At 54.6% G+C, this 15393-nt stretch carries 12 protein-coding genes; 11 read left to right on the plus strand and 1 reads right to left on the minus strand.

Annotated elements, in window-relative coordinates; translation table 11 throughout:
* Positions 1 to 97 precede the first annotated feature (97 nt).
* Both SLIT_RS13870 and SLIT_RS13875 read left to right on the plus strand, forming a co-directional pair.
* Positions 98 to 1489 (plus strand): NfeD family protein, encoded by a 1392-nt coding sequence (locus SLIT_RS13870; protein WP_013030900.1) that lies wholly within the window; start codon positions 98 to 100, stop codon positions 1487 to 1489.
* A 35-nt stretch (positions 1490 to 1524) separates the two neighbouring features.
* Complete coding sequence (locus SLIT_RS13875; protein ID WP_041421398.1) at positions 1525 to 2277, plus strand: slipin family protein; 753 nt, start codon at positions 1525 to 1527, stop codon at positions 2275 to 2277.
* Between the two features lie 18 nt (positions 2278 to 2295).
* Here the strand turns inward: SLIT_RS13875 and SLIT_RS15430 are convergent, their stop codons facing one another.
* Positions 2296 to 2970, minus strand: coding sequence for a hypothetical protein (locus SLIT_RS15430; RefSeq protein ID WP_013030902.1), 675 nt, complete (start codon positions 2968 to 2970; stop codon positions 2296 to 2298).
* 357 nt (positions 2971 to 3327) lie between these two features.
* On the opposite strand from SLIT_RS15430, the gene SLIT_RS13885 reads away from it, so the two are divergent.
* From SLIT_RS13885 to SLIT_RS13920, 9 genes are all read left to right on the plus strand, one after another.
* Complete coding sequence (locus SLIT_RS13885) at positions 3328 to 3690, plus strand: c-type cytochrome (protein WP_013030903.1); 363 nt, start codon at positions 3328 to 3330, stop codon at positions 3688 to 3690.
* 207 nt (positions 3691 to 3897) lie between these two features.
* Entirely contained in the window at positions 3898 to 5856 is a 1959-nt protein-coding gene (locus SLIT_RS13890; protein WP_013030904.1) for a DNA topoisomerase IV subunit B, read from the plus strand.
* A 134-nt stretch (positions 5857 to 5990) separates the two neighbouring features.
* The gene (gene parC, locus SLIT_RS13895; RefSeq protein WP_013030905.1) at positions 5991 to 8363 is read left to right on the plus strand and encodes a DNA topoisomerase IV subunit A; all 2373 of its coding nucleotides are present in this window, start codon (positions 5991 to 5993) and stop codon (positions 8361 to 8363) included.
* Positions 8364 to 8536: 173 nt separating this feature from the next.
* Entirely contained in the window at positions 8537 to 9886 is a 1350-nt protein-coding gene (locus SLIT_RS15710) for an N-6 DNA methylase (RefSeq protein WP_083775049.1), read from the plus strand.
* Entirely contained in the window at positions 9883 to 11952 is a 2070-nt protein-coding gene (locus tag SLIT_RS13900; protein WP_013030907.1) for a sensor histidine kinase, read from the plus strand. The genes SLIT_RS15710 and SLIT_RS13900 overlap by 4 nt, the downstream gene beginning before the upstream one ends.
* A gap of 1 nt (position 11953) precedes the next feature.
* On the plus strand, positions 11954 to 12649 hold the full coding sequence (locus tag SLIT_RS13905) for a hypothetical protein (RefSeq protein ID WP_013030908.1): 696 nt from the start codon (positions 11954 to 11956) through the stop codon (positions 12647 to 12649).
* A gap of 2 nt (positions 12650 to 12651) precedes the next feature.
* On the plus strand, positions 12652 to 13650 hold the full coding sequence (locus SLIT_RS13910) for a ComEC/Rec2 family competence protein (protein WP_013030909.1): 999 nt from the start codon (positions 12652 to 12654) through the stop codon (positions 13648 to 13650).
* Positions 13651 to 14046: 396 nt separating this feature from the next.
* Entirely contained in the window at positions 14047 to 14373 is a 327-nt protein-coding gene (locus SLIT_RS13915; protein WP_013030462.1) for a transposase, read from the plus strand.
* A complete protein-coding gene (locus tag SLIT_RS13920; RefSeq protein WP_013030463.1) occupies positions 14370 to 15230 on the plus strand; it encodes an IS3 family transposase in 861 nt (286 codons plus the stop codon). The genes SLIT_RS13915 and SLIT_RS13920 overlap by 4 nt, the downstream gene beginning before the upstream one ends.
* Positions 15231 to 15393: the final 163 nt, after the last annotated feature.

A 15393-nucleotide genomic window follows, 5' to 3' on the forward strand; every position in this document is an offset into this window, starting at 1 on the left:
TTCATGGCAGCCGGACGACATCCCGAATCATGTGTTGAATATCCCGATTCACTGGCGCATGCTCTGGATTCAAAGATGGCTTCACAAGGAGCACATCATGAACAAAGTCAAAACCCTGCTATCGGGCCTGATCCTGGCGACCTGGGCGGGATGCGCGATGGCATCTGGGCCGGTAGTGGTCGTGCTCGATGTCGACGGGGCGATCAGTCCGGGAACGGCGGACTATGTGGTGCGCGGAATGAGATCGGCAGCAGACCAGTCGGCGCAACTGATCGTGCTGAAGATGGATACACCCGGCGGCCTGGACACCTCCATGCGCCAGATCATCAAGCAGATCATCGCCTCTCCGATTCCGGTTGCCGCTTTCGTCGCACCCAACGGGGCACGGGCTGCCAGCGCCGGAACCTATATCCTCTATGCCAGCCACATCGCCGCCATGGCGCCGGCCACCAATCTGGGCGCGGCCACGCCGGTCATGATCGGACTGGGTGGTGTGGGGACAGGCGACCAGCCGCAGAAGGAAGACAAGGACAACACGCAGGAAAAAGATGCCGGAGCAAATCCGGCGCCCGCCAAGACAGCCGCGCCGCTCACCGCGCTGGAACACAAACAGGTCAACGACGCCTCCGCATACATCCGCAGCCTGGCGCAGATGCGCGGTCGCAACGTGCAGTGGGCCGAGCAGGCGGTGCGGCAAGCGGTGAGCCTGACCGCCGCCGAAGCCCTGAAGCTCAAGGTCATCGATGTGATCGCTGCCGACGTGCCCGACCTGTTGCGGCAACTGGACGGCCGCAAAGTGAACGTGCTGGGTGCAGAGCGCACGCTTGACGTCGCAGGCGCGCGCATCGTCGCACTGGAACCGGATTGGCGCAGTCGTCTCCTCTCTGTCATCGCCGATCCGAGCATCGCCTACCTGCTGATGCTCGCCGGCGTGTTCGGCATCTTCTTCGAATTCTCCAATCCGGGTTTCGTGCTGCCGGGCGTGACCGGGGCGATCTCGCTGTTGCTCGCGCTGTTCGCATTCCAGATGCTGCCCATCAACTATGCCGGGCTGGCGCTCATCCTGCTCGGCCTGGCCTTCATGACCGCCGAGGCGTTCGTGCCGAGCTTCGGCGTGCTCGGCATCGGCGGGATCCTTGCCTTCGTGATGGGATCCGTGATGCTGATCGATACCGATGTTTCAGGTTACGGTGTGCCATGGTCGGTCATCGTGCCGGTCGCCGTCGTCAGTGCGCTGTTCATCTTCCTGGTCGTCGGCGTGGCGCTGAAGGCGCGCAACCGTCCGGTGGTGAGCGGACGGGAAGAGTTGATCGGCGGCAGCGGCGAAGTGCTGGAGGATTTCGACGGCAAGGATGGCTGGGCAAGATTGCACGGGGAGAGCTGGCACATCAGAAGCAAACAGCCTCTGCGCCGGGGACAACAGATCAGGGTCGTGCGTATCGACGGTCTGATCCTCGACGTGGAGCCGGAGCAAGCACCGAAGGAATGATGCTGCAGGTCGAATACTTCGATAAGGAGACTGACATGGAATGGGATCTGAGTTTCGTCGTTATAGTGTTGTTGCTCGTCTTGCTGCTGTTCTCGAGCCTGCGCATCTTTCGCGAGTACGAGCGCGGCGTCGTGTTCACCCTGGGCCGTTTCTGGAAGGTCAAGGGTCCCGGGCTCATCGTCATCATCCCGGGCATCCAGCAAGTGGTCCGGGTGGATCTGCGCACCATCGTGCTCGAGGTGCCGACGCAGGATGTGATCTCGCGCGACAACGTATCCGTCAAGGTCAGCGCAGTGGTGTATCTGCGCGTCATCGATCCGCAGAAAGCGATCATCCAGGTGGAGAACTACCTCAACGCCACCAGCCAGCTGGCACAGACCATGCTGCGCTCGGTGCTGGGCAAGCACCAGCTGGACGACATGCTGGCCGAGCGCGAGAAGCTGAACAAGGACATCCAGGAAGCGCTGGATTCGCAGACCGATTCATGGGGCATCAAGGTGGCCAACGTCGAGATCAAGCAGGTCGACCTGACCGAATCCATGATACGCGCGATCGCCAGACAGGCCGAGGCGGAGCGCGAACGGCGCGCGAAGGTCATACACGCCGAGGGCGAACTGCAGGCTTCGGAGAAACTGTTCCAGGCGGCCAAGATACTTTCGCAGGAACCGCAGGCGATCCAGTTGCGTTACCTGGAGACACTGACGGTGATCGGCGCGGACAAGAACACGACCATCGTGTTCCCCTTGCCCATGGATCTGGTGGCGCCTTTCCTGTCCAAGACCAAGTAGCGCGCCACGGACTGGAGGCTACCTCCTGAACAGCCGCGCTTTGGGCAACCAGTATTTATCTTCCTGGTTCTCTTCCGCGGCGACGTAGATGCTGTTGCTGTCTTTCGGGCTGTACAGCACCACCAGTTGCAGATTTCCCCTGCCCCGGTAGCACTTGGAGATGGCCTGCTCGAATGTCGAGACGCCTGCCTTCGCCCGGTGCTTGTCCAGCAGCAACTTGTCGTCACCCTGCGCCACCGGTTCACCGGTCTTGGTGGAGACCTCCGGGGCGATGTCGGCGAAGCGGGCCTGCTTGACCATCACGCTCAAGACAAAGTTCGCATACTCGGAGAACTCTTCACTCTTGCACATGTAGAACGGCTCCTGGATGGTGGCGCGGGTAACGGTCCTGGTTCCTGCTGCACATTCGGATGCCAGGCAACTCGTTTGTGAGACTGAACCTGCGGCTCCACTGCTATCCGCTCCCTGACCGGAGCCATTCGCTCGATCGTTATTCGAAAACCATTCGAACACCAGGATCAGCAGCGCGGCGAAAATGAATATCACCAACCCCGCGCTCATCAGGCCATCCTGCGGTTCTGCAGGCTCAGGTTCGACCTGATGTCCCCCGGGGTCCGCCTCGCCGCAATAGGGGCAGGGCTCGGTATCCGAGGTGATGATCTTCTTGCATTTCCTGCATACGAGTAACGACATCAAATTCATCCTGTGGCAACAGGGGCAAAATCTAACAGCAAAGTTTGTGCAAGGCTATAACTCAGGATCCTATTTATCCGGTTTTGATCCGGCGAGCGAGAACGTCTTCGCACCGCGTTTCCCCCAGCCGGCATGAACGCAGCCAATGCTGCATACATGAGGTATCCGTCAAGAAAGTGTAAAGGGTCCGTGAATAATTGAGTCAGTTTTCAAACATCCCGGCAACCCTGTCAACAATCCGCATGGATGCGCGTTGTTTGATTGCCGGCGTCAATAAGTTTGGCTAGTCGGGTATGAAAACAGACAGGAGGCACAGTCTCCACATCACTTGCATTAATCTTGATTCGAGGAGGAATTATGAAATCCGTCATCCTTAGCATGGCCGCAACTGCAGGACTCTTGATCGCCGGTAGCACCTTCGCTATCGACATGCCGCCTCTGGCGAAAAAATACAATTGCGTCGCCTGCCACGCGATCGACCACAAGATAGTTGGTCCCGCCTGGAAAGACGTTGCCGCAAGATACACCGGCAAAGGCGTCACCAAATATACCTACAAGGGCAAGGAATATCCGCTCATCGAAGGTTTGGTGATGAAAGTATCCAAGGGCGGTTCCGGCAACTGGGGCTCCATGCCCATGCCGGCCAACGACCCGAGCGGCGCCCACAAGGCCGATATCACCGAACTGGTCAAATTCGAACAGAGCCTGGCCAATAAATAATCTCCAGCTCGATGTGCTTCAAAAAAGCCGGCGTCCAGCCGGCTTTTTTGTCATCGCTCGCCGCAACGCAGTGCGACATTGGCTGAAGAACCGCGTCAATGCTCGATCTGCAGGCATTCGATGACAGCATTCGTCTCCCGGCCGTCCAGTCCGGTAAAATGCGCCCCGACAGCACCCTCACACACGCAATAGTTCAGCGAACAGACAATGGCCACTTATAACGAAGCTAGCTTTAAAGTCCTGCGCGGCCTTGAGCCGGTGCGCCAGCGCCCGGGCATGTACACCAACCTCGAATCGCCCAACCACATCATCGCCGAGGTGGTGGATAACGCCTGCGACGAAGCGCTGGCCGGTCACGCGAAGAACATCTTTGTCACCGCGCATGCCGACGGCTCGGTCTCGGTAAAGGACGACGGCCGCGGCATCCCGGTCGGCATCCACAAGGAAGAAGGCCGCTCGGTGGTCGAAGTGGCGTTCACCGTGCTGCACTCCGGCGGCAAGTTCGACAAGGAATCGGACGGCGCCTACAAGTTCGCCGGCGGTCTGCATGGCGTCGGCGTGGCGGTGACCAATGCGCTGTCGAAGCAGGTCGAAGTCACCGTGTTCCGCGAAGGCGGCCAGCATGAGCTGCGCTTCGTCGACGGCGTGGCCGAAAAGCCGCTGGCGAAAGTGGGCACTTGCCCGAAGAACCAGACCGGCACCATGGTGCGCGCCTGGCCCAACCCCAAGTATTTCGATGCGCCGAACGTCAACCTCGCCCAGCTCGAACTGTCGCTGCGCTCCAAGGCGGTGCTGCTGCCCGGCGTCACCATCACGCTGAATCTGGAAAAGACCGGCGAGACTAAATCGTGGACCTACCCCGACGGCCTGCGCGGCTACCTAGCCGAAGCACTGTCCGAATTCGAATTGGCCACGCCTATCCTGCTGCAGGAGAAGTTCACCCGCAAGGGCGACACCACCGGCTTTGCCGAAGGTGAAGGCGCCAGCTGGGCGCTAACCTGGAGCGCCGAAGGCAACGTAGTGCGCGAATCCTACGTCAACCTGATCCCCACCCCCGCCGGCGGCACGCATGAAGCCGGCCTGCGCGACGGCGTGTTCAACGCGGTGAAAGCGTTCGCCGAGATCCACAGCCTGTTGCCCAAGGGCGTGAAGCTGGTGCCGGAAGACGTGTTCTCGCGCGCCAGCTTCGTGCTCTCGGCCAAAGTGCTCGATCCGCAGTTCCAAGGCCAGACCAAGGAGAAGCTGGTGTCGCGCGACGCGCTGCGCCTGGTCTCCTCGATGATCAAGGACCCGCTCGAACTGTGGCTGAACGAACACCTCGAGCCGGCGAAGAAGATCGTCGAACTCGCCATCCAGCAGGCGCAGGCGCGCATGCGCTCGGCGCAGAAGGTGGAGAAGAAGAAAGGCTCCAGCGTCGCCGTGCTGCCCGGCAAGCTCACCGATTGCAGCTCCAGCGACCCATCGCGCACCGAGCTGTTTCTGGTTGAGGGCGACTCCGCCGGCGGCTCCGCCAAGCAGGGACGCAACAAGGAATTCCAGGCCGTGCTGCCGCTGCGCGGCAAGGTGCTGAACACTTTCGAGGTGGAGAAAGACCGCCTGTTCGCCAACAACGAGATTCACGATATCGCCGTCGCCATCGGCGTCGACCCGCATGCGCCGACCGACAGCGTCGACCTCTCCGGCCTGCGCTACAACGCCATCCTGATCATGGCCGATGCCGACGTGGACGGTTCGCACATCTCCACGCTGCTGCTGACCTTGTTCTATCGCCATTTCTACCGCGTGGTGGAAGCCGGCAAGATCTACATCGCACAGCCGCCGCTGTTCCGCATCGACGTGCCCGCGCATGGCAAGAAACAGGCGAGCAAGATCTACGCGCTGAACGAAGGCGAGATGACCGGCATCCTCGACCGCCTGCGCAAGGAAAAAATCCGCGAAGGCAGCTGGTCGATTTCGCGCTTCAAAGGCCTGGGTGAGATGAGCCCCGAGCAACTGTGGGACACCACGCTGAATCCGGATACCAGACGTGCGCTGTGCGTGAAGGCAGACAGTGCTTCGTTCAAGGCGACGATGTCGATCTTCAATATGCTGATGGGCAAGCAGGAAGCGTCAACCCGCCGGGCGTGGCTGGAGTATCACGGGAATGAGGTTGAGGCGGATATATAGCCCCTCGCCCTCCGGGAGAGGGGTTGGGGTGAGGGCTTCACCTCAAGGAGTCCTCCCTCACCCTAGCCCTCTCCCAAAGGGAGAGGGAACTGATTCGGTGCTTTGTAACCAAATTTTTACGGCAAGAACAAAGAATGACAACCAACGAAATCGACCCACAAGACAACCAACAACCCGAAGCCGCTGCACCAGCGCCGGTTGAGCCCACCCCCGGCAAGCGCGAATTCGCCCCCCTCGCCCCCCTGCCCGACGCCGACGAAGTGAAGATCGCCGAATACGCCGAGCGCGCCTATCTCGAATACGCCGTCTCCGTGGTCAAGGGCCGCGCGCTGCCTGAAGTCTGCGATGGACAGAAGCCGGTGCAGCGCCGCATCCTCTACGCCATGCGCCAGATGGGTCTCACGCATGGCAACAAGCATGTGAAGTCGGCGCGCGTGGTCGGTGATGTACTGGGTAAATACCATCCGCATGGCGACTCTTCCGCGTATGAGGCGATGGTGCGGCTGGCGCAGGATTTTGCGATGCGTTATCCGCTGGTGGATGGCCAGGGCAATTTTGGTTCGCGCGATGGCGACAACGCGGCGGCGATGCGCTACACCGAGGCGCGGTTGACGCCGATCGCCGACTTGCTGCTGTCCGAGCTGGACATGGGCACGGTGGATTTCATTCCCAACTACGACGGCGCCTTCCAGGAACCGGCGATGTTGCCCGCGCGCCTGCCGATGGTGCTGCTGAACGGTGCCTCCGGTATCGCGGTGGGCATGGCGACCGAGATCCCTTCGCACAACCTGAAGGAAGTCGCCAAGGCTGCCGTGGCGCTGGCGAAGAACCCCAACGTGAAAGACGACAAGCTGCTGTCCTACATCAGCGGGCCGGACTTCCCCGGTGGCGGCCAGATCATCTCTTCCGCCGCGGACATCCGCGATGCCTACGCCAGCGGACGCGGCTCGCTGAAGATGCGCGCACGCTGGAGCATCGAACAACTGGCGCGCGGTCAGTGGCAGGTGGTGGTGAGCGAATTCCCGCACGGCGTTTCGGCGCAGAAGGTGCTGGAAGAGATCGACGAGCTGACCAACCCCAAGGTGAAGGCCAACAAGAAATCGCTCACGCCGGAGCAGACGCAGAACAAGCAGCTCATCCTCTCGGTGCTGGATGCAGTGGCCGACGAATCGGACAAATCGCAGAAGACCCGTCTGGTGTTCCAGCCCAAATCGTCGAAGCAGAGCCCTGACGACATGATGGCGGTGCTGCTCACCCACACCAGTTTGCAAAACTCGGTGTCGGTCAACCTCACCATGATCGGCCTCGACGGCCGCCCGCAGCAGAAAGCGCTGACGCAGGTATTGCGCGAGTGGGTCGAGTTCCGTTTGCGCACCGTTACGCGCCGCTGCGACTATCGACTGGGACAAGTCAACGACCGCCTGCACATCCTCGCCGGGCGCATGATCGTTTACCTGAACATCGACGAAGTCATCAAAGTCATCCGCAATTCGGACGCGCCCAAAGAAGACTTGATGAAGAAGTTCGACCTGAGCGAACGCCAGGCCGAAGACATTCTGGAAATCCGTCTGCGCCAATTGGCACGACTGGAAGGCATCAAGATCGAGCGCGAGATCAAGGAACTGAAGGCCGAAGCCAAGGAGCTCAAACGAGTATTGGGCAGCGAAGAAGCCTTGCGCGAATTGGTCGTCGGCGAGATCGAAGCCGACGCCAAGCAATACGGCGACGAGCGCCGCACGCTGATCGAGGAAGCGCAGATCACCAAGGTGACCGCGCAAGTGAGCGACGAACCGGTGACGGTGTTCATCTCGCAACGTTTCTGGGTACGCACGCGCCTGGGCCACGGCATCGACGCTTCCGCCATCGCCTTCAAGGACGGCGACAGCATCGCCGCCACCTACGAATGCCGCACCACCGACCAGTGCATCGTCATCTGCAGCAATGGCCGCGTGTGCAGCATCCCCGTCTCAGCGCTGCCCACCGGCCGCGGCGACGGCGCACCGCTGGCCACGTTCATCGAACTCGCCCCCGGCGCCAAGATCGCGCACGCCTTCTGCGGCAAGACCGAAACCCCCGTGCTGATTTCCACCAGTGCGGGTTACGGATTCCCCTGCTTCATCGGCGACATGGTCGGACGCAACAAGGCGGGCAAACAGTTCATCAGCGTGAAGGAAGAAACCATCCTGCCGCCGGTGCTGCTGGCCCCGACGCAACACTCGCTGGTCGCCGCACTGAGCAAGAACGCAAGACTGCTGGTGTTCGTGTTGTCCGAACTGAAGCTGCTGCAAGGCGGCGGCAAAGGCATGATGCTGATCGACCTGAAAGAAGGCGACGAACTGACGGCCTGCACGGTCATCAACACCCCCGAGCTCACCTTGGGCGGCACGGTGGGCAGCAAGGTGCAGCAACTGAAGATCGGCGGGAAGGAGTTGCAGACTTACTTTGGAGCGAGGGCGAAGGCGGGTAAGGTGGTGGAAACGAAACAGAAGGCGTTGCGGTTTGAGTAATCCGTTATATAGATACAGGGCTCTGAATGACTCAATCAATCCCCCTAGAATGATATAAATATCAAGATATTCGGGTATTATTTGATTGCTTTTTGATAACCTTGCCCAATTCCATCAGGATTAACCAGAGTGCGAAAAGTTAATGACAGATGTGCGTTACTTAACAATCAATAATGAATATGAACCGCACAACTAGCTCTATCTCCCCAGCGCAACCATATAGCGCATTCGCATCCCAAGTAAAATATGCGGTAGCCTGCATTCTCGAAAATGGCTCAATAGATTCTGCTATTACAGAAAAACTTTTGAATGGGGCAGCTGCGGAAGCTTTAGTCAGTTATGTGTCCAACGAGTTGAGGGCCGCTGATGGCATCTATTTCACCGGTCACGAACTGTCCAAATACGTTGCATCATGTATCGCTGACCGCTTGCAAAATGGGGCCTCTATCGCTGATCCGACGTGTGGTGCGGGTGACCTCTTACTAGCGTGCGCCGCAACATTTGGTCTTGGGAGTGATTTATTACACACGATTCGCGCATGGGAAAAAAGAATTGTTGCATGCGACCTGCATGATTCTTTTGTCGAAGCGACGAAAGCGCGCCTTATGTTATTGGCTGCCAAGAGCCATTCTTCAGGGAAGGGTTCGAAAAACGTATCGATGAGTTCAGAAGCCCCATTCGACCAAGTGCAAATGGGCGATTACTTCAATAATATTGAGCGAATTTCTCAAGTCGATTGCGTAGTAATGAATCCTCCTTTTGTTTCCGTTAGTTCTCCATCTGACTGCAAATGGGCTAAAGGTAATGTCCAACTGGCCGGCGTAATCTTGGATTGCGTTATTACTAATGCTAAAGATGGACAGGAAATAGTTGCAGTGCTACCAGACGTTTTACGTAGTGGAACTCGCTATGCGCGGTGGCGAAAGTATATTTCTAGCCAAGCGGAAATTAAGAACATTTCTTTATACGGGCGCTTTGATAAAAACACTGATGTCGATGTCTTTGTCATTCACCTGATAAAGAATAACGCCGCCAATATTTCACTTTGTGGCGACTGGTCAAATTTTGCCGGGCATTGCCTTAGTGATCCAGAAACCATTCTTATGGAGAGCGTTTTTCGTGTTTCGGTAGGCGCATATGTCCCCTTTAGAGCCAAGGTGGCAGGTAAGAAAGTACCCTATCTATGTGTATCACATGCAATTCCAGATGGTGAGACCGAAATAGACGAAAAGTGCATATTCGATGGGACGCTGCACCAAACACCATTTGTGGTCATACGCAGGACATCCAATCCATCTGATCCTAGGCGGGTGATACCGTCACTGATAACCAGCCCTCTGCAAGTTGCAGTTGAAAACCATTTGATTGTTCTCTCCCCAATTGACGGTAAATTGAGTACGTGTAAGAAGCTAATGAAATCGCTTCTCCGTCCCGAAGTAGATGAATGGATGAATAACGCAATTCGCTGCCGTCACTTAACTACTTCTGTAGTGAAAAAACTACCTTTGGTTGATTGGTTATGACTACCGCGACTTTCCGCTTTTCTCCCGCAATTTTAACTAGGCTCGGTGAGGAATTAAACCAAAGTCCAGATCAAAGCATTTTGGAATTGGTAAAGAATTCGTATGACGCCAATGCTAACCTTTGCACTATCAAGATAACCAATACAACAACAATTGGTGGCGAAATTAGTATCGTTGATGATGGTGATGGCATGGATGCCAATGCCATAAAGAATGGCTGGCTTATACTCGGAAAATCAAGTAAAGAAAGCGACGTACCAACTCGTTTGGGTAGACGACCGGCAGGCAGCAAAGGCTTGGGTAGGTTAGCTGCTTTAAGAATGGGTAAAGAAGTTACCTTATCTGCAGTACAGCGCGGAAATTCAAGACGTATCCATCACTTAACTATTGACTGGTCAAAGTTTGACTCGGCGAATGTCGTGGAAGACGTCGAGTTGCAAATTTCAACAATGAAAAATGTTGAACTTGGCCAAGGGGTCACCATTGTACTTAAGGATTTGCGGGCAGCGGTTCGTCCGGACGAAGTAAAGCGCCTAGCAAGGTCGCTGTTACTGCTCACAGACCCTTTCGGTGACAAAGCCAATGGATTCCAAGTAAATTTGATTGCGCCAGAGTTTAAAGAAGTAGAAGCCTTGTTAAGTAAAAAATACTTTGATCAAGCCGACTACCATTTATACGCAAAGATAGATGCTAACGGCTCGGGATCCGCAAGAATTTTGGATTGGCAAGGAAAGGTCTTAGCCAAAGCAGATCACGCAGAGCTAAGGAGAAAGAAGCAGGCTGAGCGGTACAAAGCCCCTCAGTCTGTCTTTGACCTATGGGCCTTTCTATTGGGAGGAACAGAGTTCAGCGCACGTCGTGTTACCAAAACGGAAATCACTGATTGGTTAACCACCTTTGGTGGAGTACACGTGTATCAAGATGAAATACGTGTAGCGCCATATGGAAACCAAGGGAATGACTGGCTGGAAATGAACTTAGCGAGGGTCAAAAGCCCTGAGGAACGTCCAGGGACACACAATTCTATTGGTCGAATCACTGTTCCGGGTTCAGGCAAGTACTCGCTAAAGCAAAAAACGGATAGAACTGGATTTATAGAAAATGACACCTTTGGTGAGTTGAAGGAATTCGCGCAAGATGCACTTAACTGGATGGCGAGGTGGCGCTTAGAAAAAGCGGAGCTGAGAAGACGGAACGAAAAAGAGGCAGCACCAAAAGCAGCTGTTATCCAAAAAGACAAAGTGGATGCGGCCATTGCTCTGGCCGAACCCAAAGTACGTAAAATTATTGAATCCGCATTCTCTGGATATCAGAAAACTCGTGACAAAGAGACAGACGCTCTCAAGAAGGAAATTCAACTTTATCGAACGTTAAGTACTGCCGGCATAACAGCAGCGACGTTCTCGCATGAGGCTCATGGCAATCCTCTAAAGACCATTGATCTTAGCGTTACTGCACTTTCACAGCGAATACCTAAGATAGTAAAGGTAAAAACGGATCAAGCTAAGCTGCTAGCCCCTGTTGAAAGTATTAAATCTGCCTCATCCAGCTTGGCAACACTTGGAACTGCCACTTTAAGCCTAGTACGCGCATCAAAGCGGCGAATGGCGCGTGTATCCATCCATGAGACTATCGATCACATTACGAAGCTCATGGAACCATTCATGTTAGGAAGAGACTCGAAAATCGAGCATCATTTGTGCAAAGGTGACCCTTACCTCCGCACTTCAGAAGCCGCGATTGAATCAGTTTTCGCTAACCTAATTAATAATTCTCTGGCAGCTTTTGAGCGAGCCGCAACAGCGAATCGCTTTATCACTATAACGACGAGCGTCAAGGATGAAGTTATTGAAATCGTTTTTGCAGATACAGGTCCTGGAATTGCTGATCTAAAATTGTCTGAAATCTGGCTGCCAGGTGCCACGACGAATCCGGATGGAACTGGACTCGGTTTGACCATAGTTAGAGACACCGTCAAAGATATGGGGGGGAAGATTGATGCAGTATCCAACGGCCCTCTTGGTGGGGCGGAATTCACGATTCTTCTCCCAATATTAGGATCTTAATATGACATTGACCTACCAAGACCGAACAATAGAACGAGTCCGCCTTATAGATGACAATGCTGAAGTTCGACAGACTTACCGATACCCGGTCGAGGAGCTTGAGATCGCTGCGGAAGAAGTTATTGGACCAATAGTAGACATCTCAACTTTACTTGCTACGTTTGATAAAGCCCATGACGCAGTAATATGTGATTTCAATTTAAAAGTAAAAAACTATTCCACCATTAACGGTGACGAGATTGTCTCAGGACTCTACAAGAACAATTTCCCGGCTGTTCTGTGTACTAGGATAGATAAACACTTACCCGAGGCAATTCGTCGCAGCCGCCGTCACATTCCTGTTGTTATATCACCGAGCGATCTCTCATCTGAAACGCTAGAAAACGCTTTTCAAACTTGCGTTGCCGAATTTAAGGGCAATTTTTCCCCCATACGGCGGCCATGGAAAACACTTATTAGGATTGAGGGTGGTGAGTTACTTGGCAATGGCGACCTGATACAAGTGAACGCTATCATTCCTGAGTGGAGTCCTTCCATACTGGTCAGTTTTGAATGGCGAATAAATCATAACGCAGCACTCATAAATGTTCGAGATCGCCTTGCAAAAGGTGAAATCGTTCGACTTTATGCCACAGTAAATGTGGGTGCGGAGGATGCAGACGATTTGTTCGTCGAAGACTGGTCGTTAAGTAAATAGTTATGAACACCACACACGATCCCAGCTTGGTTGTACTCGATGTCGGGCACGGTAATGCCAATATTATTCACGAGAATGGCGTAACTGTCGTCGTTGATACAGGACTGAAAGGACGGCTACTTGAGTATCTGCTTCATAGAAATATCTCACAAATCGAACTTGTAATTTTATCCCACTCCGATGCGGATCATATTAGCGGATTAGCTGGGATGCTGAGTGCTGGGATTAGTGTGAACGCGGTGGTATTAAATGCTGATGCAGACAAGAACAGTGAAGCTTGGCGTGATCTAATTTTCGTTTTGGATGAAGAGCACTATAAGAATGGTCCAAAGTTAACTGTAGGTCTCGCTGATGGCCCGTTGCCCATCCCTGGTTTCAAAAATGCATTGCTTGAAGTTGCCGCACCAACAAGGCTTCTCGCAGCATTTGGCGTCGGAGGGAAGGATAAACAAGATAGATTGATAACAAGCAATTCACTAAGTGCTGTCATCAGAGTACTTTACAACGGTACGCCAGTAGCTTTGCTCAGCGGCGATATGGATGAAATTACTCTTGATGAGATTATTTCAAAAAAAATAAACGCAAAAGCACTTTTTTTGGTTTTCCCCCATCACGGCGGCCTTCCAAATGCGGCGAATCCGACAGCATTCGCCAGTAAATTGATGGATACGGTTCAACCGCAAACAGTAATATTTTCTCTAGGTCGAGAGAAGCATGCGAATCCAAATGCCGCTATTCTCGAAACCATTTTGAAGCATACGAATAGCGTTCGAATTGGATGCACCCAGCTTTCAAAACAATGCTCCGAGGAAATACCATCCGCAACGCGAACATTTGCCCCTGCACTATTTTCTGCCGGCTGGAAAGGCAGCTTGTGTTGCGCCGGGACGATGGAAATCAGGTTGCTCCAGCCGGATATATCTGAGCCGACCAAAACCGAGCATCAACAATTCATAATTGAACACGTACCTCAAGCGCTCTGCCAGCAAAGGCAACGTTAAGTGAGTTAAAGAAGATCAAACGGGTCGAAGCAAAAGGGGGCAGGTTTGCATTGTCGCAGCAACCAAATCTGCCAACCATTTCGAGTTGCAAAACCAAAAAAAGTCCTCAAAGGGTCTAGAAACGATGCGCTGCAAAAAAAGACCTGAACGATTTAAGAAAACCTCAGCTTCGCATTTATTTTGTTACGCCCAAGACCGCGTAAACAGTTCATCCATCGCAGCAGTAATGCGGTCGCCTTCTTGTTCAAGTGTGGCAATTTTTTCACCCGGCTGATCCGTGGCGACGGAAATGGAACAACAGGGGACAGACCAAATGGAACAACAGGGGACAGACTGAACTGACCCGGGCCTTTCGGACACATTTAAGTGGAGTCACAATACACTTGGAGGTGTCAGATGGGCAAGGAACGAAGAGCAGTCAATCCTGAGCGAGTGCGTCAGCGTTTCAACCGGGAATTCAAACTGGAAGCGGTACGGTTGCTGGAACTGGGCGAGAAGCCGGCAACGCAACTGGCGATGGAACTGGGCATTCCCCGCAACCGGCTCTACAAATGGCAGAAGGAACTGAGCACCAAAGGGCCGGAAGCGTTTCAGGGAACAGGACGCAAACCCTTGGAACAGCAAAGCGAAGTGGCCCGGCTCAAAGCGGAACTGAAGCGTGTCACGGAAGAGCGGGACATCCTAAAAAAGGCCGCAGCGTACTTTGCCAAGGAACTCGGGTGAAGTACGCCTTCATACAGAAATACGAGAACGAGTACCGGGTCAGCAGCCTGTGCCGCGTGATGCAGGTATCGCGCAGCGGCTACTACACATGGCGTGATCGACCTGCAAAGAGCGATGCGCCGCAGAATGAGTTGCTGTCGCAGATACGCCGTGTGCATATGCAATCGCGGCAAGCCTACGGGGCGAAGAAGACCTGGCTTGCGCTGAAGTCGCGAGGCGTTACCTGCGGCAAACATAGTGTGGCGCGGTTGCGCAAACAGGCGGGGATAGAAGCAAGGCGCAAACGCCGCTTCCGGATAACGGTTGAGAACCATGCCACCGCTCCGGCAGCACCCAACCTGGTGCAACAGCAGTTCCGGGTGGATCACCCGAATCGCATCTGGGTGGGCGACATGACCTACATTCGCACTCGTCAGGGATGGTTGTACCTGGCCATATTGCTGGATCTGTACTCGCGGAGGGTGGTCGGCTGGTCAATGAGCGACCGACCTGACTTGGCCTTGATCTTGAACGCGCTCGACATGGCGCTGGAGCAACGCCAACCGCGTGCGGGATTGATCCACCACACCGATCAGGGGCCGATCTATGCGGCACGGAAATATCGTGAGAGGATGGCGGCGCACGGCATCCAGCCCAGCATGAGCGCCAAGGGCAATGCGTACGATAACGCGGTGGCGGAAAGCTTCTTCGGCAACCTGAAGAACGAAGTGATCCACCATATCGACTTCGAGAGCCGTGATACAGCCAGGGCGGCTGTATTTGATTACATCGAGCTGTTCTATAACCGTAGCCGGATGCACCAGTCGCTAGGTTATGTCAGTCCGGTAGAGTTCGAGCGAAGCATGTGTGTCGCTTGATTGGAGTGTCCGAAAGGCCCGGGTCAATTCAGACCACAATTTTTTCAGAGCCTTCCCTCAAGGAGTTTGCCATGCAATTTTCAAAGAAACTTTTCTCTATTGTTGCCGGCCTACAGAGGCCAAAGGGGTCGGGTTCGGATTATTTTCCATAACCAATTCCGTC

The organism is Sideroxydans lithotrophicus ES-1, from assembly GCF_000025705.1.
In the GTDB taxonomy this organism is placed as follows: domain Bacteria; phylum Pseudomonadota; class Gammaproteobacteria; order Burkholderiales; family Gallionellaceae; genus Sideroxyarcus; species Sideroxyarcus lithotrophicus.

Excerpts from the sequence above, each read along its gene's own strand:
- SLIT_RS13870 (WP_013030900.1), top strand. The coding sequence starts at position 98 with ATGAACAAAGTCAAAACCCTGCTATCGGGCCTGATCCTGGCGACCTGG.
- SLIT_RS13875 (WP_041421398.1), top strand. The coding sequence starts at position 1,525 with ATGGAATGGGATCTGAGTTTCGTCGTTATAGTGTTGTTGCTCGTCTTG.
- SLIT_RS15430 (WP_013030902.1), bottom strand. The coding sequence starts at position 2,970 with ATGTCGTTACTCGTATGCAGGAAATGCAAGAAGATCATCACCTCGGAT.
- SLIT_RS13885 (WP_013030903.1), top strand. The coding sequence starts at position 3,328 with ATGAAATCCGTCATCCTTAGCATGGCCGCAACTGCAGGACTCTTGATC.
- SLIT_RS13890 (WP_013030904.1), top strand. The coding sequence starts at position 3,898 with ATGGCCACTTATAACGAAGCTAGCTTTAAAGTCCTGCGCGGCCTTGAG.
- parC (WP_013030905.1), top strand. The coding sequence starts at position 5,991 with ATGACAACCAACGAAATCGACCCACAAGACAACCAACAACCCGAAGCC.
- SLIT_RS15710 (WP_083775049.1), top strand. The coding sequence starts at position 8,537 with ATGAATATGAACCGCACAACTAGCTCTATCTCCCCAGCGCAACCATAT.
- SLIT_RS13900 (WP_013030907.1), top strand. The coding sequence starts at position 9,883 with ATGACTACCGCGACTTTCCGCTTTTCTCCCGCAATTTTAACTAGGCTC.
- SLIT_RS13905 (WP_013030908.1), top strand. The coding sequence starts at position 11,954 with ATGACATTGACCTACCAAGACCGAACAATAGAACGAGTCCGCCTTATA.
- SLIT_RS13910 (WP_013030909.1), top strand. The coding sequence starts at position 12,652 with ATGAACACCACACACGATCCCAGCTTGGTTGTACTCGATGTCGGGCAC.
- SLIT_RS13915 (WP_013030462.1), top strand. The coding sequence starts at position 14,047 with ATGGGCAAGGAACGAAGAGCAGTCAATCCTGAGCGAGTGCGTCAGCGT.